This is a genomic window from Saccharopolyspora endophytica (genome assembly GCF_018070075.1).
GTDB classification, from domain to species: Bacteria; Actinomycetota; Actinomycetes; order Mycobacteriales; family Pseudonocardiaceae; genus Saccharopolyspora; species Saccharopolyspora endophytica.
Genome location: NZ_JAGPXE010000009.1, coordinates 91,802 through 112,083 on the forward strand (window position 1 = coordinate 91,802; position 20,282 = coordinate 112,083).

The window sequence follows — 20,282 nt, forward strand, 5'->3', positions numbered from 1 at the left end:
CCCGCGAGGAAACGCCGGGCTCACGATGATCAGGTGCACAACGCGATGACCACCGGGCTCCCCGGCTCGCGACGAGTACGCAGCCTCGCGGTCCTCGGCGACTCCGTCGCCGCAGGCATGGGCGACCCGGTTCCAGGCGGCCGGTGGCGGGGTTTCGCGCCGCTGCTCGCCGACGCGGTCGAGCCCGCCCGCTTCACCAACCTGGCCACCAGCGGTGCCCGCGTCGCCGAGGTCTGGCACACCCAGCTGCCCGACGCGCTGCGCGTGGAACCGGACGCGGCGATCGTGATGATCGGCATGAACGACACGATGCGCTCGGACTTCAACGCCGAGCTGCTGTGGCAGCAGCTCAACCACGTGATGTGCTCGCTGGTCGCAGCGGGCACGGCGGTGGTGACGATCCGGTACCACGATCACGCCAGGGTGTTCCGGCTGCCGGGGCCGCTGCGGCGGTTGCTGAACCGGCGCATCGACTCCCTCAACCGCATCCTCACCTCGGTCGCCGAGGTCCACGGCGCGGCGGTCGTGGACCTGGACCGGCTGCCCGGTGCCTACCACCCCGCCGCGTGGAGCGTGGACCGCCTGCACCCCTCCGAGCTGGGGCACCGGATGCTGGCGGCGGCCTTCGCGACGGGCCTGGCCGAGCAGGGCGTGCCCGTGCCCTCGGAGGTGTCGCTGACCTGCTCGGGCGGTGTGCCGGTGACGCGCCTGGACCACGTCCGGTGGCTGCTGATCAAGGGGGTGCCGTGGGTGGCCAGCCGGACCCGGGACCTGACCCGGTACTCCCTGGCCGCGCTGCTGCGGGCGATCCTGCGCAGATCCCCGCGAACAGACGTCGCGGTGCCCGCCCACATCTGCCCGCCTAGCGACCCGCCCCGGGCGTGGCCGGCCGGTTGAGCCCGTGACGCCCGGCCGGCAACCGGGCCGGCGGCTGCCCGGGCAGCCGCAGCGTGGCGACGCTGCCCTCGGGGACCTCCACCTCGAACTCCCAGTTGTCCTCCCGGCGCCGCCAGGCCACCCCGGCGTGCCCGTGCGGGGTGACGTGCCGGACGTCGGCCCAGGTGACGCGGTCGTCCTGCACGGGGGCGATGTCGAAGGTCCGCCAGCCGGGGCTGGTGGAGCGCAACCCGCCGACGCGCTGCTGGATCCAGGCCGAGGCCGCGCCGAGGAAGTAGTGGTTGTGCGAACGAGCGGTGTCGTCCCACGCCTCCATCAGGGTTTCCATCCCCAACCGGTGCCAGATCCCCCAGCCGGGCCGGTCGGGTCGGGTCGCCACGGTCACCGCGAGGTCGGCGCGACCGACGTCGGCGAGCACCCCGAGCAGGTGCTTGGCGGCCACCGCCCCGCAGTCGAGGTGCCCGTTGGTGCGCTCCTCGATGTCGTCGACGAGACCGGCGCCGACGGCTCCGGCGACGTAGCCCGGAACGGCGCCGAAGGCGAGCGGCAGCACGTTCATCGCCTGCCGGAACCCGGCCTCGGGTGAGCAGTAGGTCCCGCTGAGCTCGTCGAAGAACTTCGCGTGGTAGGCGGCGGCGATGCTGCGCGCGGCGTCGCGGTAGCGCTCGGCCTCACCGTCCAGGCCCAGCGCGTGGCAGATCTCGGCGGTGCGGGTGGTGACCCGGTGGAGCATCATCGTCGCCGTCGGCTCGGGTCCCTCGGGCGCGTGCCAGTGCCCGGGTGAGAGCCAGTCGCCCCAGCTGTCACCGCGCCACAGCCCGCCTTCGGCGAGCTCCAGCAGCCGGTCGGTGTAGGCGCGGATCGGATCGCGGTAGCGCTGCAGCAGGCCCAGGTCCCCGTGCTCCCAGTAGAGGTTCCACGGGATGAGCACCATCGAGGCGCTCCACGCCGGATCGGGTTCGCGCCCCCACCCCGGGGTGGGCACGATCATCGGCACCATCCCCGCCTCGTCGCGCGCGTCGACGTGGTCGTCGAGCCACTTGACCAGCGAATCCCGCAGGTCGAAGTGGTGCAGCACGGCTTCGGTGCCCAGGTGGGCGTCGGCGGTCCAGCCGTTCTTCTCGTACACCGGGGTGTCGGTGGGCACGCCGTGCAGGTTGTTCAGGAACGTGCGCGCGGTGGCCGCGTCGATCCAGCTCAGCGTCTCGTCCTCGCAGACGAAGGACCCGGTTCGCTCGACGGTGGTGGCCAGCCGCACCGCCCGCACCTCGCTGACCGAGACGTCGCCGCGGACCTGCACGCTCAGGTAGCGGAACCCCTTGTAGCTGAACTGCGGTTCCCAGGTCACCGGCTCCGACCCGAGCACGTACCGGTCCACCTGGGCCTCCCCCGCGGCCAGGACGTTGTCGCAGCGCACCGAACCGTCCTCGGCCAACTGCTCGGCGTAGCGCACGACGACCTCGGCACCCGGTTCACCGCTGATCGCGCAGCGCACGCGTCCGGTGAGGATCGTGCCGAAGTCGTGGACGGTGGTGTCGCCGACGGTCGTTTCCCGTTGCGAGCTGCGGATTTCGGTGCGGCGGACGGGTGGTGCGGTGGCCTCGCGCAGCCGCCCGCCGGGTGGCGGTACGACGATCGCCCGCTCCCAGCGGGTTTCGGTGGTCGCGTCGACCGTCTCACCCGTGTAGAGCAGGTCTTCGGCGGTCGGCCCCGCCGCCACCTCCCAGTCCGGCCCCGAGGAGATCACGTGGACGGCCCCCGTGGAATCGAGGTGCTCCAGCTGCGCGAGCAGCACGGGTTCCCGGTGCCAGGGAGCCAGGTTCCAGCCCCAGGTGTTGGCCCCGCGAGCCGCGTAGAAGCCGCGGCCGAGCTCGGCGGTGATCGTGTTCCGACCGGGCACCAGCAGCGGCGTGACGTCGTAGGTGCGGTGCAGGACGGTCTTGTCGTAGGCGGTCTGGGCGGGTTCGAGGACGTCCTCGGTCACCGCGCCGCCGTTGATCCGGAACACGCCGCAGCCCAGACCCACTGCGGTCAGCCGTGCGTCGCGCACGTCGTCGGGAACGTCGAAGACCGCGCGGAACACCGGGTTCGGGGCGGGAACGGTCTCCACGCCGATCGCGCGGGTCCCGGGTTCGGGGACTCCGTCGCGCAGCGCGACCCCGTGGACCGGCAGCGGAGACACACCGTCGTCCTCGAACGCCGGCGCGGGCGCGGTGCGCGTCCGCCAGCCGACCCGCCCGGCCTCCAGGCTCAGCGTGACCCGGTAGTCCCCCGGTGCGGCGGGCTCGGCGAGTTCGAGGTGGTGCGCGAAGCGATCCCAGCGGAACCCGCCGACCTCGATCACCGCGCTGGCCAGGACCTCGCCGCTGGAGTCGCGCAGCTCCCACCGGCCGCGCGGTTCGCCGTCGCAGACCAGGTCCGCGCAGACCGCGGTGAAGCTCCCCGGTGTGGTGAAGGTCTGCCCCAGCCACTCCCCCGGCCCGATCCAGGCGATCGCGTCGGAGTCGATCGAACGCCGGATGCGGTGGGCCGGGTCGGTCCACCTGCCGATCCAGGACGCGGAGCGGCTGATTCCGTCTGGGGTGTGCGGTTCCACGAGTTCCTCTCCACGAGCGTTCAGCGTTCGGCGGCCGCGAGCTGCCGCGCACCCGGAAGCCGGGGTACCCAGAGCAGGCCGATGGCACCGGCGAAGGCCGCCAGGAGTGCGACACCGGTGAAGGTCAGCGCGGGGCTGGCCGACGCCAGCGCCGGTGTGCCGAAGCCGACCAGCGAAGCCGCGACGCGGCCGAAGGCGATGGTGGACCCTTGCGCCGTTCCGCGCAGCAGGGTCGGGAACAGCTCCTGCGACCACACCTTGTAGAGGGTCTCCCCCGCGAAGGAGCTGCCCAGCCCGGACAGCAGAAGCGTTGCCAGCAGCGAGAACTCGTTGAACCCGGTCAGCAGCGGGACGATCCAGGCGAGCACGATGATCGCCGAACCGGCGGCGAACATGTGCGGGCGCGCGGCGGTGTCGACGAAGCGCATGAACACGAACCCGGCGGCCAGCCCGATACCGAGGCCGATCGTGCTCACCAGCGAGTACGTCGCCACGTCCCCGCCGCCGACGTTGACGTAGAGGAACGAGCCGAACTGGCCCATCGTGTTCGCCCCGACGTTCCACATCGCGTAGTACAGGCCGGTGGCCAGCAGTCCGATGAGCAGCGGTGGCCGCACCAGCTGCGCGAGGTCGCGGAACCGCACCGCTTCACCGACCTCGACCGCCTGCCGCGCGGCCTGCCACTCGGTGGATTCGCGCATCGTCCACCGCAGCCCCAGCACGATGAGCGCGACCACGACGAGGTAGCCGAACAGCACCCGCCCTCCCGTGGCGCCGAGGCCGGAGAGCACGGCGCTGAGCAGCATGGTCACCGCGATGCCGATGTTCCACAGCACCGAGGAGAACACGACCAGGGTGGCCTTCTTCCCCTCCGGCGCCTGCTCGTTGATCATCGCCAGCGACACCGGGAGGTCGGCTCCGATCGCCAGTCCGACGACCACGGCGCCGGTGATCAGCGGTGTCGGTCCGCCCGCCACGGCGAACAGCGCGGCACCGACCGCGTAGACCACCATCGACCAGGTGAACACCCTCCGACGGCCGAAGCGGTCCCCGAGCCGTCCGCCGAACAGCGCTCCGACCGCGAACGCCATGGTCTGCAGGCCCAGGACCAGTCCGATCTGCCCGTCCGACAGACCCATGTCCTCGGCGTAGAGCGTGCCGACGACGATCCCGGCGGTCACCAGGGCGCTGGAGTCGAGGAACGAGGCCATTCCGGCGAGGAGCGCGGTGCGCCAGGGGCGTGCCGGTGTCGGGGTGCTGTCCATCGAACCTCCGTGGTCGATGTACCGACGGCCTGCCGCAGCGCGCACGGATCGCTGAGCCGGTCCTTCGAATCTCATGCTAACGATCTACGGCCCGCTCCGGTTCGGAAGATCGGGTGACTGTCCACGTCCGGCGAACCGGCCCCGAAACACCCTGGTGACCTGTGGATTCGTCCATCGTGGTCACTCAATGGTGCTATTTATCAAGCTGTTTCGCGGAGTGACGGTCGAACCCACCTGATCGTGCGTCGATCTTCGGTCGCATTTCCGTTCGACCGCACGGCACAATGGGCACACCAGTTCGAAGCGAACCTGTTCCTTGACAACTCCACAGTGGGAAACCCACGCCCGGACCGCTCCGGGGACGAGCGACGACGACCGTCGCCGCTCATCGCACCCGTTCACGCACCACGAGAGGAACGCAGCCGTGTTCTCTGCACCTTCCCGGAACCCGTCTTCGGCAATCCGTCCACGACGCGCAGTTCCCGCGGGATCTTGTACTTCGCCAGTTTTGAGCTCAGGAACTCCCGCAGTTCGTCCCACGTCAGCTCACCACCCGACTCGCACACCACGTACGCGCACCCGACCTCTCCCCACGTGGGGTCGGGGACTCCGATCACCGCCACCTCGATCACCGAGGGGTGGGCGAAGATCGCGTTCTCCACCTCGGCGGGATACACGTTCTCGCCACCGGAGATGAACATGTCCTTGACCCTGTCCACGACGTAGAGGTGGCCCTCGTCGTCCAGCGTCGCCACGTCCCCGGAGCGGAACCACCCGTCCTCGGTGCGCGATGCCTCGGTGGCCTCGGGCTTGCGCCAGTAACCCGGGCTCACGTTCGGTCCCTTGATCAGCACCTCGCCCGGCTCACCGGGCGCCGTGTCACAGCCGTCGTCGCGCACCACGCGGACGCTGGTGAACATGGTCGGCACACCCGCCGAACCGATCTTCCGCGTGCTCTCGCTCGCCTCCAGGAAGGTCGCGCCCGGCGCCGTTTCGGTCATCCCGTAGCCCTGGCAGAACACCAGTCCGCGTTCCTGGAAGGTGCGGATGAGCGTGTCCGGGACCGCTGCACCACCGGTCATCACCGTCCGCACCGACGACAGGTCCGCCTCCGCCCACCGGGGAGAGGCGGCCATCCCGGCGAACATGGTGGTCACGCCGAACAGCAGCGTGATCCGCCTCCGCTCGATCAGGTCGAAGGCCCGGTCCACGTCCCAGCCCGGCGTGATCACCGCGCACCCGCCCTTGAGCAGCGTCGGCAGCAGGCACTGGTCCAGCGCGGCCACGTGGAACAGCGGAGCGCTGACCAGGGTTCGCTCCTCGCTGGTGATGTCCACGCACACCAGCAGGTTGTAGGCGTTCCACACCAGGTTGGCGTGGCTGAGCATGGCGCCCTTGGGGAGCCCGGTGGTGCCGGAGGTGTAGAGGATCAGCGCGATCTCCTCGCCGCTGACCGGCACGTCCGCGGGAGCGGTGTCGCCCTCGTTCAGCCACGTCTCGTAATCGAGCTCTCCCCGCTCGGGGTCCTCCAGCGCGACGACCACGCCCGGCAGGTCGGCGATCGAGCGCACCACCTCGCGCGATCCGGGGCCGTAGACCAGCACCTCGGATCCTGAATCCTCCAGCATGTAGGCGATTTCGGGGGGCGCCAACCGGAAGTTCAGGGGCACGAAGATCGCGCCGAGCTGGTGGGTGGCGAACATCGTCTCGACGAACGAGGGGTGGTTGGTGCCGAGGTAGGCGACCCGGCTCCCGGCACGCACACCGGCAGCTCGCAACCGGTCCGCCAACCGCGCGACCCGGTCCGCCAGCTCCGCGTAGGTCAGGGAGCGCTCGCCGAACACCACGGCGGTGCGGCCCGGTGTCATCAGGGCGCGACGGGTGATCCAGCTGCCGATGCCTTCGTGCTCGCTCACGTCGTCCCCTCCGCAGCGGTTCCGGCCTCGGGTCTCGCCCGGGCAGCACCCGGGGAGAACGGCCTGGCGGAGCAAACATAGGTCGGCGTTCGAGCCCGGTCAAAGCACGGTTCTCGCCCCTCGGAGGCCCCCGGACGAGGTCATCGGCGGCGGTTCGTACCGCGCGTCGGTGTCGCGTCGGTGGGGTCTTCGGGCCACGGGTGCTTCGGGTACCGGCCGCGAAGCTCGGCCCGGACCTGCGGATAACCGTTCTGCCAGAACGATTCGAGGTCGCCGGTGACCGCGGCCGGGCGCCCCGCGGGCGACAGCAGGTGCAGCACCACCGGAACCGCGCCGTCGGCGATGCGCGGCGCCTGCCGCCAGCCGAAGACCTCCTGCAGCTTGACGGGCAGGGCGGGCTGTTCGGCGCTGTAGTCGACCCGGATGTGCGATCCGGTGGGCACTTCGATGCGATCGGGAGCCAGCTGGTCCACGCGGCCGGTCTGCGACCACGGGATCAGCCGCCGCAGCGCCTCCGCAGCGGACAGCCGCAGGTCCGCACGTCGGCGAGCCTGGGACAGCTCCGGCTCCAGCCACTGGTCGGCCACGGCGAGCAGGGATTCGTCGTCGGTGGCCGGCCAGGGCTCGCCGAGAGCCCCGTGCAGGAAGGCCAGGCGCTGCCGCAACCGGTGGGCGTCGTCGTTCCAGCGGAGGAGACCGAGGGATTCCGCCCGCAACCCGTCGAGCAGCGCCTCCCGGACGCGCGCCGGATCGGGGTCGCGCAGCGGCCGGGTGGCCAACGCGATCGCGCCGAGCCGGTCCACGCGAACCGCGCGCACGTCCCCGTCCGCCCAGGCGATCTCGTCGTCGCTGCTGAGCAGTGCCGGTGCGGCGCGGCGGGCGAGTTCCTCGTCCACGCTCGCGGCGAGCCGGATGATCCCTGCGGAACGCCCGGGCGAGCGGTCGGCGACGGCCACCGCGAGCCATTCCGAACCGCGCAGCCCGGAGCCCGAAGGGAGCTCGACGGCCGTGCCCGAGGCCATCAGGTAGGTGGCCGAGTCCTCACCGCGACGCCTCGCCAGCCGCTCCGGCTGAGCCAGCGCGACCACCAGTGCCTCGTCCCCGCCACGACGCGGCGTGCCGGGCACCTGGGACGCGAGCCTGCGGGCCTCCTCGCGCCACCGCTTCGCGCCGGGCCCACCGCCGCGCAGCTTCGACAACGCGCTGGCCACGTCGGTCTCGCCGGTCAGGCCGTCGTTGTCGAGCAGCGCGACGACCTCGGCCGCGAGTTCGCCGCCCGCGCTGTCGGCACCGTCGAGCAGGGCTCGGGCGAGCCGCGGGTGCAGGCCGAACCCGGCCATCCTCCGGCCCCGTTCGGTGACGGCTCCGGCTTCGTCGAGCGCCCCGAGCCCCCGCAGCACCTCGCGACCGGCGGCCAGAGCCCCGCTCGGAGGCGTGTCCCACCACGACAGCGCCGAGCCGTCGGGAGTGCCCCAGCAGGCCAGTTCCAGCGCGAGTCGGGTGAGCTCGGCGGTGCGGATCTCCGGTTCGGGATACGCGGGAAGCGTCGAGTGCTCGTGCTCCGGCCAGCAGCGGTACACCAGGCCGGGGCCCTGCCTGCCCGCCCGGCCGGCGCGCTGCTCGGCGACCGCGGCCGACACGCGCACCGTCGCCAGGCCGGACAGGCCGCGCCGGGTGTCCGTCCGGGAGACCCGGGCCAGCCCGGAATCGACCACGGCGCGCACCCCCGGCACGGTCAGGCTGGATTCGGCCACCGCGGTGGCCAGCACGACTCGTCGCCGATCGCCCTGCCGCAGAGCGCTGTCCTGCTGGGCGTGCGCCAACCGGCCGTGCAGCGGAAGCACGTCCACATCGGACAGATCGCCGAGCTGCTCGGCGACGCGGCGGATCTCCCCGGCACCCGGCAGGAAGACCAGCACATCACCGTCCTGTTCGGACAGAGCCGCGCGGGTCGCGCGGGACACCACCGACTCGGTCCGCTCCCCGCGCCGCGGCGCCAGGTGCGCCATCTCGACCGGGTGCGTGCGGGCGTGCGCGTGCAGCACGGGCGCACCGTCGAGCACATCGGCCACGCGTTCGGCGGCCACGGTCGCGGAGGTGGCCAGCACCTTCAGATCCGGGCGCAGCCCCTCGCGGGCGTCCAGCAGCAGCGCGAGCAGCAGATCGGCGTCCAGGTGGCGTTCGTGGCACTCGTCGAGCACGACCACGTCCACCCCGGACAGCTCCGGGTCGGCCTGCAGGCGACGCACCAGCAGGCCCGAGGTCACCACCTCGACGACCGTGTCCTTGCCGCGCCGCCTGTCGCCCCGCACCGAGTAGCCGACCCGCCGACCGACCTGCTCGCCCAGCAGTTCGGCCATCCTCCCGGCCGCCGCTCGAGTGGCGAGCCTGCGCGGTTCGGCCACGACGACCCGCAGCCCGGCCTCGGCCAGCGCCAACGGCACGAGCGTGGTCTTGCCGGTTCCGGGTGGTGCGACGAGAACGGCGGTGCCGTGCTCGGTCAGCGCGGAGGTGACCTCACCCAGGACCGGGCGGACCGGGAGATCGGGGAACTCCATCAACGCCCCGGACTCAGACGAGTTCGTCGTCTTCGGGGTTGTGCTTGAAGATCGTCTTGCCGCGCAGGACCGTGCGCAGGCAGCGCGGCATCGGCGCCTGCGGCGAGAGGTCCGGCAGCGGCGGCACACCGGAGCGCGGATCGGTCGACCAGCGCTGGACGCGTGAATCGGTCCCGGCCACCACCAGCTCACCGGTGTCCCACACCGCGTAGGTGGCGGGCGCACCGGGCACCAGCGTGCCGGTCACACCGTCATCGACACCGGCGGCGCGCCATCCGCCCCGGGTGTGCGCGGTGAACGCGGCGCGCGGCGAGATGCCGAAACCGTCGGTGCGGTGGTTGACCGCGGCCTGCACCGAACGCCACGGGTCCACCGGGGTCACCGGCGCGTCCGAGCCCAGCGCCAGCAGCACGCCGTTGGCGGCCAGCTGGGAGAACGGGTTCAGCTGGGTGCCCCGGGGAAGCCCGAGCCGACGGGCGTACATGTCGCCGGTGCCGCCCCAGGAGGCGTCGAAACCGGGCTGCACCGACGCGACCACGCCGAAGGAACCGAGCTCGGCGGCCTGGCCCTCGTCGATCATCTCCAGGTGCTCCAGCCGGTGCCGCATGCTCGCCAGCGCCGGCACGCCGACGATCTCGGCGGCTTTGCGGAACCCGGCGCACACCTCGGCGACCCCGGCGTCACCGATGACGTGGAACCCGGCTTGCAGGCCGGCCCGCGTGCAGGTCACCAGGTGCTCGGCGACCGCATCGGCGTCGAGGTAGAGAACACCGGCGGTGCTCGGATCGTCGGTGTAGGCCTCGCGCAGCGCGGCGGTGCGCGATCCGACGGCGCCGTCGACGAACAGGTCACCGGCCAGACCCCGGGCACCGAGGTCGCGGGCGCGTTCGACGGCGCCGAGCTCGCCCCAGTACCCGACGACCTCCGGCACACCGCCCTGCTCGGACAGCGCCAGCAGTTCGACCAGATCGTCCGCCCCGGAGATGTCCGGTCCGGCGCACTCGTGGACGCAGGCCACGCCTCGGGCGGCGGCCTGCTGCAGGAAGGCCAGCTGCGCTTCCTTGCGCTGCCCCGAACCGAGCGCGTCGCGGGCGGCGCGTCGCACGTGGTGGTGGGCGACGCGGGTCAGCGGGCCTTCGTCGCTCCACCCCTCGGCGCTGCGCGCCAGCGGCGCCAGGTTGACCAGCGCGTTGGACACCAACGCGGAGTGCACGTCGATGCGCGAGAGGTAGACCGGGGCACCACCGGAGGCGGTGTCGATCTCCTCGCGTGTCGGAGGCCGCCGCTCGGGCCACCAGGTCTCGTCCCACCCGTGACCCCACACCAGCGCGCCCGGGTATTCGGCCACGTGGTCGCGCAACGCGTGCAGGAACTCGGTCAGCGAGGCGCACCCGGTCAGGTCCAAGCCGCGCAGCAGCAGTCCGGTGGAGGTGGCGTGCACGTGGGCGTCGACGAAGGCGGGCGCGACGAACGCGCCTTCGAGGTCGATGACCTCGGCATCGGGGTGCAGCGCACGGCCGACCTCGTCGGCGCCGAGCCACGAGATGACGCCATCGGTGACGGCCATCGCGGTGGCGGCGGCGTCGGCGGGCGAGTGGATTCGGCCGCCGAGCAACAACGTGGTCTCGGGCATGTCCTTCGTGCTTTCCGCGTTCCGGGGGCTCAACTGCGCAGTTCGCTCTCGTCCGGGCGGCTCAAAGGCGCCCGATCCCGTGATCGAACTCAGCCCCCGATCCGCCCCGGCAACGATCGTTCTGACGAGCTTACCCGCACTAAACACCCGGCCTTGAACCTGTCGCGCTTAGCGCGAACGCAATGCTCAGGCTCACCGCAGCCGATCGGCGCGTTCACAGCGCGTCAGCGCTGCGGGGGCTCGTCGAGGCGTTCCGCGCGCACCGACTGCGGAGGAAGGATGATCGGCGTGCCCGCGGCGGACCCGGAGGACGTGGAATCGTCGTCCTCGTCGATGACCTCGCCGTCGATGAAGTCGCCCGGACGGCCACCGGAGCGGTTGAACCGCTGCTGGTGCAGCCACACCTGGTCCTGCATCTGCTTGGCCCGCTTCTCGGCCGCGCGCATCATGCGCTTGCGCACCAACGCCCTGGTCGGCGGCAGGAGCAGCAGGAGACCCGCGATGTCGCTGAGGAACCCGGGCAGCACGATCAGGATCCCGCCGGCGGCGATGAGCATGCCGTCGGAGATCTCGCGGTCGGCAGACCTGCGCATGCGGGCCGCCTCGCGGACCTCGCCCAGGGTGCGACGCCCCTCCCGGCGCAGCAACCAGCTGCCCAGGACCGCGGCCAGCACCAGCAGGCCGATGGTGGGCAGCAGCCCGATCGCCTGACCCAGCGCGACCAGCACGGCGAGTTCGGCGACTCCGGCGACGAGGAGCAGCACGAGGATCGGCACCCAGGACCTCCATTGGTAAAGCCTTCTCCCCCGCCCAACGAACGGGAGGCTGGAAATTCTCCCATCCCGCATCGGAACATTTCGGGCGAACCTCAGATCCCGCCCGGCCGCCCCGATGGCGACCGTCGCAACACCGTGTAATGGGCCACAGGCAGCGGCTCCGGACGTTCGCGAACCCCGTCGCCCGCCCCGTCCGAAGACCACCGCCGCGCGCACGGCGAGCGACACGAGCGTGGGAACCGGCGCTCAACACGGCGGTGCTGATCAGCCGTCGCCGACAACTTCGTAGACTGCCTGGTGATGCGGGCGCACAAGTCGAAATCGCTCATCCTCCTGCTCGCGGGCTGCCTGGTGGCACTCGTGGTGTTGATCAGCGATCAGTACCTCCCGGGTCTGCCGATGCAGCCCAAGCAACTACCGGCCGCCGTGGTGACGGTCGGTGACTCAACGCTGTCCGGAGAGGGCGGCGGCAACTACGTGGCGGGCACCAACGGCGAGGGCGACAACTGGTGCCACCGCTCCACCGCCGCTCCGGTGAACCAGCTGCAGCTGCCACCGGACGTGACGCGGATCAACCTGGCCTGCTCGGGCGCCCGCACCGAGTCGCTGCGGGCGGAGCCGGAGTTCGTGGGTGTGGAGAGGTCGCAGGCAGCGCAGCTGGCGGAGTTGGCGCAGCGCTACCGCATCACCAACGTGGTGGTGCAGATCGGCGCGAACGACGATCCGGGCTTCTCCGAGGTCGTCAACCAGTGCGTGGAGGCGTGGGCGCGCCGCGCCCCGGAGGGGTGCTCGACTCGGCTGGACGACGGCCTCTGGGAGGAGCGCATCGACCGGATGCAGCCGAAGGCGCTGGCGGCGGTGCGCGACATCCGCGCGGCGATGGACAGCGCCGGCTACACGCCCAGCAGCTACCAGCTGATCATGCAGTCCTACGCCTCGCCGGTCGCACCGGAGGTGCGGCCGGAGCTGCAGGGCCTGTCGGGCTGCCCGTTCCAGCCCGCCGACCTCGCGTGGATCCGGGACCACGGTGTGCCGCAGCTCTCCGCGGGGCTCGCCGAGGTGGCTCGCGAGGCGGACGCCCGGTTCCTCGACCTCTCCCGCGCGGGCGCGGGCCACGAGGCGTGCACCGGTGATCCCAAGACCGCGAACGGCGAGTGGTTCACCCGGCTCACCGTCGACTGGGAGGCGCTGAAGGACGAGCAGCGCGCACCGCACGCGATGCAGGAGTCCTTCCACGCCAACGCGACCGGTCACGCCCAGCTGGCCCGCTGCCTCGGCCAGTTCATGGCCACCACCGAACCCGGAGCCGCCTGCCTGCCGGACGAGCGCGGAAACCTCACCGCCGTCCCGCTGTCCGACGCCCACCGCTGACGGCTCAGATCGCGGGCGGCCGGTTCTCGAACGGGGTCGACAGCACGACCGTGGTGCGCGTGGAGACCTTGGCGGCTTCGCGGATCTGGCGCAGCAGTTCCTCCAGCCCCAGCGGTGAGGCCACCCGGACCTGGAGGATGTAGGACTCGTCGCCGGCGACCGAGTAGCAGGACTCGATCTCCGGCAGGTGCTGCAACCGCTGCGGGTAGTCGTCCGGCGCGGCCGGATCGATGGGCGTCAGCGAGATGAACGCGGTCAGCGGCAGACCGATCTGCTCACCGTCCACTTTGGCCGTGTAGCCCTGCAGCGCCCCGCGCTGCTCCAAGCGCCGAACGCGCTGGTGCACGGCCGAGACGCTCAGGCCGACGCGTTCGGCCAGTTCGGTGAAGCTGCACCTGCCGTCGCGCGCGAGCTCTCGCAGAATCGCCCGGTCGGTGTTCTCCAGAGCGCCCGGGCCGGTTGTCCTCTCGCTCACGCCGGCAGCACCACCAGCTCGTGCGGCTGGTTGTTCACGCTCTCCACACCGTCGTCGGTGACGATCACGATGTCCTCGATCCGCGCGCCCCACTGGCCCTGCTGGTAGATGCCGGGTTCGACGCTGAAGGCCATCCCCGGTTCCAGGACCAGCTGGTTGCCGCCGACGATGTAGGGCTCCTCGTGCACGTCGAGACCGATGCCGTGACCGGTGCGGTGCACGAAGTTCTCGCCGAACCCGGCCGCGGCGATCGGCTCGCGGGCGGCGGCGTCGATGGACTCGGCGGTGACGCCGGGACGAACGGCTTCGACGGCGGCGCGCTGCGCGGCCTGCAGCACCGCGTAGGTCTCGCGCACGCCCGCCTGCGCCGGCTCGCCGATGGCGTAGGTGCGCGTGCAGTCGGAGTTGTAGCCGCTGGCGATCGGCCCGCCGATGTCGATGACGACCACGTCGCCGCGCTCGATGACCCGGTCCGACACCGAGTGGTGCGGGCTGGCGCCGTTGGCGGCGGAACCGACGATGATGAAGGCGGCCTCGGTGTGGCCCTCGGCGAGGATGGCCTCGCCGATGTCGGCGCCGACCTCGGCTTCGGTTCGGCCGGGCTTGAGGAACTCGGCCATCCGCGCGTGCACGCGGTCGATCGCCGCGCCGGCGTCGCGCAGCGCCTGCAGTTCGGCGGTGTCCTTGCGCATCCGCAGCTCGCGCAGCACCGGGGAGGCCAGCACCTGCTCGGCGCCGGGCAGCTTGGCGCGCAGCGGAAGGGTGTGCAGCGCGGGCATCGCGTCGGCCAGCGCGACCCGCGAGGGCGTGCCCAGCAGGTCGGCCACCATGCCGTGCGAGTCCTGCCCGTCGACCCAGGTCACGACCTCGATGCCGAGGTCGTCCAGCGGGACGTCGGCGTATCCGGGCGCTTCGAGCTTGGGCACCACCAACGCAGGTGCGCCCTGGGCCGGTAGCACCAGGCAGGTCAGCCGCTCGTGCGACTCTCCCCCTGCGCCCAGCAGGTACTGCAGGTCGGATCCGGGCGTGATCAGCAGCGCGTCGAGGTCGGACGCTGCTGCGGTCTGCGCGGCACGGGTCAGGCGAGCCGCGAGCACGGCGGGATCCTGCTTCAGCGAGACAGTGGCCATGCTCCAAGCCTAATCCCGCAGCAGGACGACGCCGACCGCACGGTCCAGGCGTGCCGCGCCCGCGGGGACCGCCGAGCCGTGCCCGGCGGTCCCCCTCGGCGGCCGTCACGGGGCGAGATCGAAGACCTCCAGCTCGACGTGGGCTCCGGCGCCCTCGGCGAAGGCGGAGATCCGGTCGCTGCCCTCGTCGGGGAACACGAGGTCGGTCAGCACGGCGCGGCCACCGTGGGCGAACACCTCGACGCAGCTGCGGTCGGCGATGACCCGCAGCTCGACGGCGTCACCGTCGACGGCCAGCGGTGTGCTGTGGCGGGCCGGGAAATCGGCGCTGACCTGCGCGCTCCCGGAACCTGTCCGGTCGACGAACAGCTCCCCGGCCGCGACGTCGTAGCCGACCCGGGTCCGTCCGCCGGGCCCGGCGAAGACCTCCAGGCCCACGGCAGAGGCCGCACCGAGCTGGAACCGGGCGACGACGTCGACCGCGCTCCCCCGGAACTCCGCGCCGCCGCCCTCGGTGAGCGGACCGCTCCAGGCCCGCGGGTTGGCGCGGACTCCAGTGAGTTCCTCGACGGGCTGCTGCACGAGCACCACCCCACCGCCGACACCGGTGGCGAGGCTCAGCTCGCGCGGCGTGCTCATCATCCCCCGCCACGGGTCGGTGGGGATCTTGTCGGCGTAGTTCCAGTTGCTGGTCCAGCCCAACCACAACCGGCGGCCGTCGGGCACGTCGGAGAACGACTGCGGGGCGTAGAAATCCGCGCCCCGGTCGACCCAGCGAACCTCCTCGGGCGAGCCGTCCGCGGTGAACCGGGTGCCGTCGAAATCGCCGGTGAAGTACTGGGTCGCCGATCCACCGGCGGGCCCGCCCGGGTTGATGCTGACGACGAGAACCCACCGGGTGCGGGCGGGATCGCCGTCCACGGGCAGTTCGAAGAGGTCGGGGCACTCCCACACACCGCCGTGCGAGCCGTGATCGGCGCCGAACTCGCTGAGCAGCTCCCAGTCCCGGAGGTTCGCCGACCCGTGGATCTGGATGCGGTCGCCGGCGGCGACCAGCAGCACCCAGCGGCCGGTCCCCTCGTGCCAGAAGACCTTGGGGTCGCGGAAGTCCGCGATGCCGGGGTTCGGGATCACCGGGTTGTCGGCGTGCTTGGTCCAGGTGCGGCCGCGATCGGCGCTGTAGGCGATGCTCTGCTGCTGGCTCTCGCCCGCGCTGGTGTAGATCGCCACCAGACCTGGCTGCCCGTCGAAGAAACCGCTGGTGTCGTGGTGGTCGACCACGGCGCTGCCGGAGAAGATCTGGCCGAGCTCATCGGGTTCGAGCGCGACGGGTAATTCCTCCCAGCGCACCAGGTCCGGGCTCACCGCGTGCGCCCAGGACATGTTGCCCCACTGGTCGCCGTGCGGGTTGTGCTGGCAGAACAGGTGGTACTCGCCCTCGAAGAACACCAGGCCGTTGGGGTCGTTGACCCAGTTGCGGGCCGGTGCGAAGCGCACCGCCGGGCGCCAGTGCGGAGTCTCCTCCGCGAAGGCCCGACCGGGCGTGGTCAGGCCTCCGAGCGCACCCAAGCCCAGCAGGGCTCCGGTACCGGCGAGGAATCGGCGACGTGGCAATGCGGTTCGGATGTGCTGGCGTGGCTGCACTGGTGCTCCTTTGCTCCAGTTTCCGTTGACCTTCGAAAGCCGTGGGCCGATGAGCCGGTCAGGCCGGGGTCTTGTCCAGGTCCTGCTCCAGCAGTGCGGCGAGTTCGTCGAGCGAGGTCTGGTCGGCGCAGGTCAGCTCGACCTCTTCGCCGTGGTGCGCGCCGAGGCCCATCACGCCCAGGACGCTGGCGGCGTCGACGGGTTCACCGGCCACGCCGTCGACGACCTTCGCGATCCGCACGGATTCGTTCTGGGCGGCAGCGGCTTGGGCGAACAGGGCGGCGGGGCGGGCGTGCAGGCCGACGGAGGCGGCGATGCGGACGCGGCGTTGCATGCGGAGTTCCTCTCGGAAGTGGGTGCGGTGAGGTCTGTTTCGCGGGTCAGGCGGCGACTGCCGCTGCCTGCTCGGTGGTGGGCTCGGCGGCGGGTTCGCCGGAGGGCCGGCCGATCTGCTTGGCCACCAGCACCGCGGCGGCGGAGACCACGACGCCGACCACGATGGCCGCGAGGTACGGCAGCGGGTTTCCCACCAGCGGCGTCACGAAGATGCCGCCGTGCGGGGCGCGCAGCGTGGCGCCGAAGCTCATCGACAGCGCACCCGTGGTGGCCGCGCCGATCAGGGTGGACGGGATGATCCGCAGCGGGTCGGCCGCGGCGAAGGGGATCGCGCCCTCGGTGATGAACGAGGCGCCGAGCAGCCACGCTGTGCGCCCGTTGGCCCGCTCCGCCGGGGTGAACAGGCTGCCGCGCACCGCCGAGGCCAGCGCGAGCGCCAGCGGCGGAACCATGCCGGCCGCCATCACCGCGGCCATGATCTCCAGCGACGTCGTGCCGCCGATGCTCAGACCGCCGACGGCGAAGGTGTAGGCGACCTTGTTGATGGGCCCGCCCATGTCGAAGGCGATCATCGCGCCGAGCAGGGCGCCCAGCAGTGCGGCGTTGGCCCCGGAGAGCCCGGTGAGCCAGCCGGTGAGCGCCGTCATGGCCAGCGCGATCGGCTTGCCGACGACCACGAACATCAGCGCACCGACCACCAGCGTGCCGACCAGCGGCAGCACCACGACGGGCATGATCCCGGCGAGGCCGCGCGGCACCTTGACCGCCTTGAGCCCGGCGATCACGGCACCGGCGAGCAGTCCGGCGACCAGTCCGCCGAGGAATCCGGCGCCGACGGTCACGGCGATCGCTCCGCCGACGAATCCGGGTGCGATGGCGGGCCGGTCGGCGATGGCGAAGGCGATGAACCCGGCCAGCACCGGAACCAGGAACTCGAAGGCCGCGGACCCGATCTGGTTGGCCAGCGCCGCCCAGGAGACCAGGCTGGCCGCGTCGAACTGCTCGGTGACCGGGGGCGCGTCGGTGATCTGGTACCCGCCGAGCGCGAAGCTCAGCGCGATCAGCAGACCGCCCGCGGCGACGAACGGGATCATGTAGCTGACGCCGGTCATCAACCACTGCCGCAACCGGCTGCCGAACCCGGCACCCGCGGTGACCTTGCTGTCCAGCGCGGGTTCGGAGTCGGCCGGTCGCCCGGGCTCGGCGACCTGCCGCCGGGCGGCGTCCGCCGCTCGTTCCAGCAGCGCGGAGGCGTCGTTGATGGCCTGCTTGACGGGGACCTCGACGACGGGTTTGCCGGCGAAGCGCTCCCGGTCCCGCACGCCGACGTCCACGGCGAAGATCACCGCGTCGGCGGCCTGGATGTCCTCTGCCGACAGCGGGGTCGACCCGGCGGAGCCCTGGGTTTCCACCTTCAGCTCGTCGCCCGCGTCCTTGGCGGCCTGTTCGAGCGCTTCGGCCGCCATGTAGGTGTGCGCGATCCCGGTCGGGCAGGCGGTGATGGCCACGTACTTCACGGCGAGACCTCCTCGCGGATGTAGGCGGCCAGCTCCGCCGGATCGGTGGCTTCGGTCAGCGTCTTCTTGAACTCCGCGCGCACCAGTCGCCGGGCGAGTGCGGCGAGCACGGTCATGTGCTCCTCGCCGCCTCCCTCCGGTGCGGCGATCAGGAAGATCAGCTTGGCGGGGCCGTCCTCGGCCCCGAAGTCGACGCCCGCGCTGCTGCGGCCGAAGGCCAGCGATGGCGTGGTCACCGCCGCCGAGCGGCAGTGCGGGATGCCGATGCCGCCTTCCAGCCCGGTGGGCATCTGCGCCTCGCGGGCGTCGATGTCGGCCAGGAAGGTGTCCAGGTCGGTGACCCGGCCGTCCTCGACCAGGCGCTGCGCCAGCTCGCGGACCACGGCTTTCCGGTCTGCGCCGGGCACTTCCAGCTCGACGAGGTTCTGGGTGATCAGTTCGGTAGTCATGCAGCCACTCCGCTGAGGCTCACTGTTGCGTCCACTGAGTCCACCCGCACCCGCTGCGGGTGGACGTCGTCCAGGCCGGGCATGCGGCTTCCCGCCAGCCCGACCGCGGCCGTGCCGTAGGCCACCGCGCTGCGCAGCGCCGTGGCCCCGGATGCGCTCGCGCGCAGGAATCCGGCGAGCATCGCGTCCCCGGCTCCGACGGTGCTGCGCACCTCGGCGGCCTCGCTCGTCGCGTGCCAAGCGCCGGTTCCGCTCACCAGCACCGCGCCGAGCCCGCCGAGGCTGACCAGCACGGTGCCCACCCCACCGGCCCGCAACCGGTGGGCGACGTCGAGCACGTCCCCGAGGTCGCGCAGCGGGTCTCCCGCCAGTTCGGCGAGTTCGGCGAGGTTGGGTTTGATCAGGTCTGGTGCCGCCCGGCAGGCCAGTTCCAGGGGGAGCCCGGAGGCGTCCACCGCGACCCGGGTGCCCGCGGCCCGGGCCGACCCGACGATGCGGGCGTGCAGGTCCTGCGGGCATCCGTCGGGCAGGCTGCCGCAGGTCACCAACCACTCGGCCCGCCCGGCGAGCTCGATCACCGAGTTCTCCAGCGCCGCCACCTCGGACTCGCTGAGCCGCGGGCCGGGCTCGTTGAACTTGCTGGTGGTCCCGTCGGCTTCCACGACCGCGATGTTGCTGCGGGTGGGCGCGTGCACCGGGACCTCGACCACCGGGACCGCTTCGGGTGCGAGGAGCTCGGCGAGCCGAGCCCCTTCGGCACCGCCGGAGGGCAGCACCGCCAGGGTGGGCACTCCTGCCGCGGCCAGCGCGCGGGCGACGTTCACGCCCTTGCCACCGGGGTCGAGGCGCACCTGCTTGGCGCGGTGCACGGCGCCGGGCGTGACCTGATCGACCTGAACGGTGCGGTCGAGGCTGGGGTTGGGGGTCACCGTCACGATCACGCCAGCACCACCTCCGCCTCGGTGGCCTCGAGCTCGTCGACGGCGGCGGCGTCCAGCCCGTCGTCGGTGATGATCAGGTCGATCTCGGAGAGCTCGGCGAAGCGGCTGAACTGGTCGTCGCCGTACTTGCTGTGGTCGGCCAGCAGCACCCGCTTGCGGCTCGCGGCCACCATCGCCGACTTCACCGCCGACTCGGCGGGGTCCGGCGTGGTGCAGCCCCGCGCCGCGGAGAAGCCGTTGGTGCCGAAGAAACCGACGTCCACGGTCAGCAGCCGCAGCACGTCCAGGGCCCAGGATTCGACGGTGGCCAGGGTCGTGCCGCGCACCCGTCCACCGAGCAGGTGCACGTTGAAACCGTTCCTGGTGGCCAGCTGGTTCGCCGCGGGCAGCGAGTTGGTGACCACGGTCAGCTCGCGGTCGGCGGGCAGCAGCCCGGCGAGCCTGGCGGTGGTGGTTCCGCCGTCGAGCAGCACGGTTCCGCGTGCGGGCACCTGGTCCAGGGCCGCCTTGGCGATGCGCTCCTTCTTCTCGGCGTTGGTCTGGTCCCGCAGCGAGACCTCGGGTTCGAAGTCGAGCCGGTCGATGGCGATGGCTCCGCCGTAGACGCGTCGCAGCAGTCCTTGCCGCTCCAGCGCGGCGAGGTCGCGGCGGATCGTTTCGGGTGCCACCTCGAACTCGGCCGCTGCGGCGGTGACGTCGATGCGTCCGTCGCGCCGTGCCCGCTGCGCCAGCAGCTGCTGGCGCTCCGCCCCGTACATGCCCGTTGCCCTCCGGTTGT

At 72.0% G+C, this 20,282-nt stretch carries 16 protein-coding genes; 2 read left to right on the forward strand and 14 right to left on the reverse strand.

Features of this window, described 5'->3' with window-relative positions:
• Window positions 1-33: 33 nt before the first annotated feature.
• Entirely contained in the window at window positions 34-897 is an 864-nt protein-coding gene (locus KBO27_RS20805; protein ID WP_307870526.1) for an SGNH/GDSL hydrolase family protein, read from the forward strand.
• On the opposite strand, the gene KBO27_RS20810 is transcribed toward KBO27_RS20805, so the two are convergent.
• The 6 genes from KBO27_RS20810 to KBO27_RS20835 all read right to left on the reverse strand — a co-directional run bounded on the left by KBO27_RS20810 (window position 863) and on the right by KBO27_RS20835 (window position 11,641).
• On the reverse strand, window positions 863-3,493 hold the full coding sequence (locus KBO27_RS20810) for a family 78 glycoside hydrolase catalytic domain (RefSeq protein ID WP_210971571.1): 2,631 nt from the start codon (window positions 3,491-3,493) through the stop codon (window positions 863-865). The genes KBO27_RS20805 and KBO27_RS20810 overlap by 35 nt on opposite strands.
• Window positions 3,494-3,513: 20 nt before the next feature.
• A complete protein-coding gene (locus KBO27_RS20815) occupies window positions 3,514-4,758 on the reverse strand; it encodes an MFS transporter (protein WP_210971572.1) in 1,245 nt (414 codons plus the stop codon).
• A gap of 398 nt (window positions 4,759-5,156) precedes the next feature.
• Window positions 5,157-6,674, reverse strand: coding sequence for an acyl-CoA synthetase (locus KBO27_RS20820; protein ID WP_210971573.1), 1,518 nt, complete (start codon window positions 6,672-6,674; stop codon window positions 5,157-5,159).
• Window positions 6,675-6,814: 140 nt separating this feature from the next.
• Window positions 6,815-9,232: an ATP-dependent helicase HrpB gene (gene hrpB / locus KBO27_RS20825; protein ID WP_210971574.1), complete on the reverse strand. Its 2,418-nt coding sequence runs from the start codon at window positions 9,230-9,232 to the stop codon at window positions 6,815-6,817.
• Between the two features lie 13 nt (window positions 9,233-9,245).
• A complete protein-coding gene (locus KBO27_RS20830) occupies window positions 9,246-10,865 on the reverse strand; it encodes an amidohydrolase (protein ID WP_210971575.1) in 1,620 nt (539 codons plus the stop codon).
• Between the two features lie 224 nt (window positions 10,866-11,089).
• Entirely contained in the window at window positions 11,090-11,641 is a 552-nt protein-coding gene (locus KBO27_RS20835; RefSeq protein ID WP_210971576.1) for an FxsA family protein, read from the reverse strand.
• Between the two features lie 300 nt (window positions 11,642-11,941).
• On the opposite strand from KBO27_RS20835, the gene KBO27_RS20840 reads away from it, so the two are divergent.
• Window positions 11,942-13,012: a GDSL-type esterase/lipase family protein gene (locus tag KBO27_RS20840; protein ID WP_210971577.1), complete on the forward strand. Its 1,071-nt coding sequence runs from the start codon at window positions 11,942-11,944 to the stop codon at window positions 13,010-13,012.
• A gap of 4 nt (window positions 13,013-13,016) precedes the next feature.
• Here the strand turns inward: KBO27_RS20840 and KBO27_RS20845 are convergent, their stop codons facing one another.
• The 8 genes from KBO27_RS20845 to KBO27_RS20880 form a co-directional block, all read right to left on the reverse strand.
• Window positions 13,017-13,487 carry an Lrp/AsnC family transcriptional regulator gene (locus KBO27_RS20845; RefSeq protein ID WP_235876663.1) on the reverse strand — a complete coding sequence of 157 codons (471 nt, stop codon included), beginning with the start codon at window positions 13,485-13,487 and terminating at the stop codon, window positions 13,017-13,019.
• A complete protein-coding gene (locus tag KBO27_RS20850) occupies window positions 13,484-14,617 on the reverse strand; it encodes a M24 family metallopeptidase (protein ID WP_210971578.1) in 1,134 nt (377 codons plus the stop codon). Before KBO27_RS20850 ends, KBO27_RS20845 begins: the two co-directional genes overlap by 4 nt.
• Window positions 14,618-14,722: 105 nt before the next feature.
• Window positions 14,723-16,261 carry a glycoside hydrolase family 32 protein gene (locus KBO27_RS20855; protein ID WP_210971579.1) on the reverse strand — a complete coding sequence of 513 codons (1,539 nt, stop codon included), beginning with the start codon at window positions 16,259-16,261 and terminating at the stop codon, window positions 14,723-14,725.
• A gap of 58 nt (window positions 16,262-16,319) precedes the next feature.
• Window positions 16,320-16,595 carry an HPr family phosphocarrier protein gene (locus tag KBO27_RS20860; protein WP_210971580.1) on the reverse strand — a complete coding sequence of 92 codons (276 nt, stop codon included), beginning with the start codon at window positions 16,593-16,595 and terminating at the stop codon, window positions 16,320-16,322.
• A 46-nt stretch (window positions 16,596-16,641) separates the two neighbouring features.
• Window positions 16,642-18,114, reverse strand: a complete 1,473-nt coding sequence (locus KBO27_RS20865) for a PTS fructose transporter subunit IIC (RefSeq protein WP_210971581.1) — start codon at window positions 18,112-18,114, stop codon at window positions 16,642-16,644.
• Window positions 18,111-18,563: a PTS sugar transporter subunit IIA gene (locus tag KBO27_RS20870; RefSeq protein ID WP_210971582.1), complete on the reverse strand. Its 453-nt coding sequence runs from the start codon at window positions 18,561-18,563 to the stop codon at window positions 18,111-18,113. Before KBO27_RS20870 ends, KBO27_RS20865 begins: the two co-directional genes overlap by 4 nt.
• Window positions 18,560-19,504 (reverse strand): 1-phosphofructokinase, encoded by a 945-nt coding sequence (pfkB, locus tag KBO27_RS20875; protein WP_132673746.1) that lies wholly within the window; start codon window positions 19,502-19,504, stop codon window positions 18,560-18,562. Before pfkB ends, KBO27_RS20870 begins: the two co-directional genes overlap by 4 nt.
• Window positions 19,501-20,262, reverse strand: a complete 762-nt coding sequence (locus KBO27_RS20880) for a DeoR/GlpR family DNA-binding transcription regulator (protein WP_210971583.1) — start codon at window positions 20,260-20,262, stop codon at window positions 19,501-19,503. Before KBO27_RS20880 ends, pfkB begins: the two co-directional genes overlap by 4 nt.
• Window positions 20,263-20,282: the final 20 nt, after the last annotated feature.

What these genes read in the sequence shown, in the direction of transcription:
- KBO27_RS20815 (WP_210971572.1), bottom strand. Translation starts at nt 4,758, where the DNA reads ATGGACAGCACCCCGACACCGGCACGCCCCTGGCGCACCGCGCTCCTC.
- hrpB (WP_210971574.1), bottom strand. Translation starts at nt 9,232, where the DNA reads ATGGAGTTCCCCGATCTCCCGGTCCGCCCGGTCCTGGGTGAGGTCACC.
- KBO27_RS20830 (WP_210971575.1), bottom strand. Translation starts at nt 10,865, where the DNA reads ATGCCCGAGACCACGTTGTTGCTCGGCGGCCGAATCCACTCGCCCGCC.
- KBO27_RS20840 (WP_210971577.1), top strand. Translation starts at nt 11,942, where the DNA reads ATGCGGGCGCACAAGTCGAAATCGCTCATCCTCCTGCTCGCGGGCTGC.
- KBO27_RS20850 (WP_210971578.1), bottom strand. Translation starts at nt 14,617, where the DNA reads ATGGCCACTGTCTCGCTGAAGCAGGATCCCGCCGTGCTCGCGGCTCGC.
- KBO27_RS20860 (WP_210971580.1), bottom strand. Translation starts at nt 16,595, where the DNA reads ATGCAACGCCGCGTCCGCATCGCCGCCTCCGTCGGCCTGCACGCCCGC.
- KBO27_RS20870 (WP_210971582.1), bottom strand. Translation starts at nt 18,563, where the DNA reads ATGACTACCGAACTGATCACCCAGAACCTCGTCGAGCTGGAAGTGCCC.
- KBO27_RS20880 (WP_210971583.1), bottom strand. Translation starts at nt 20,262, where the DNA reads ATGTACGGGGCGGAGCGCCAGCAGCTGCTGGCGCAGCGGGCACGGCGC.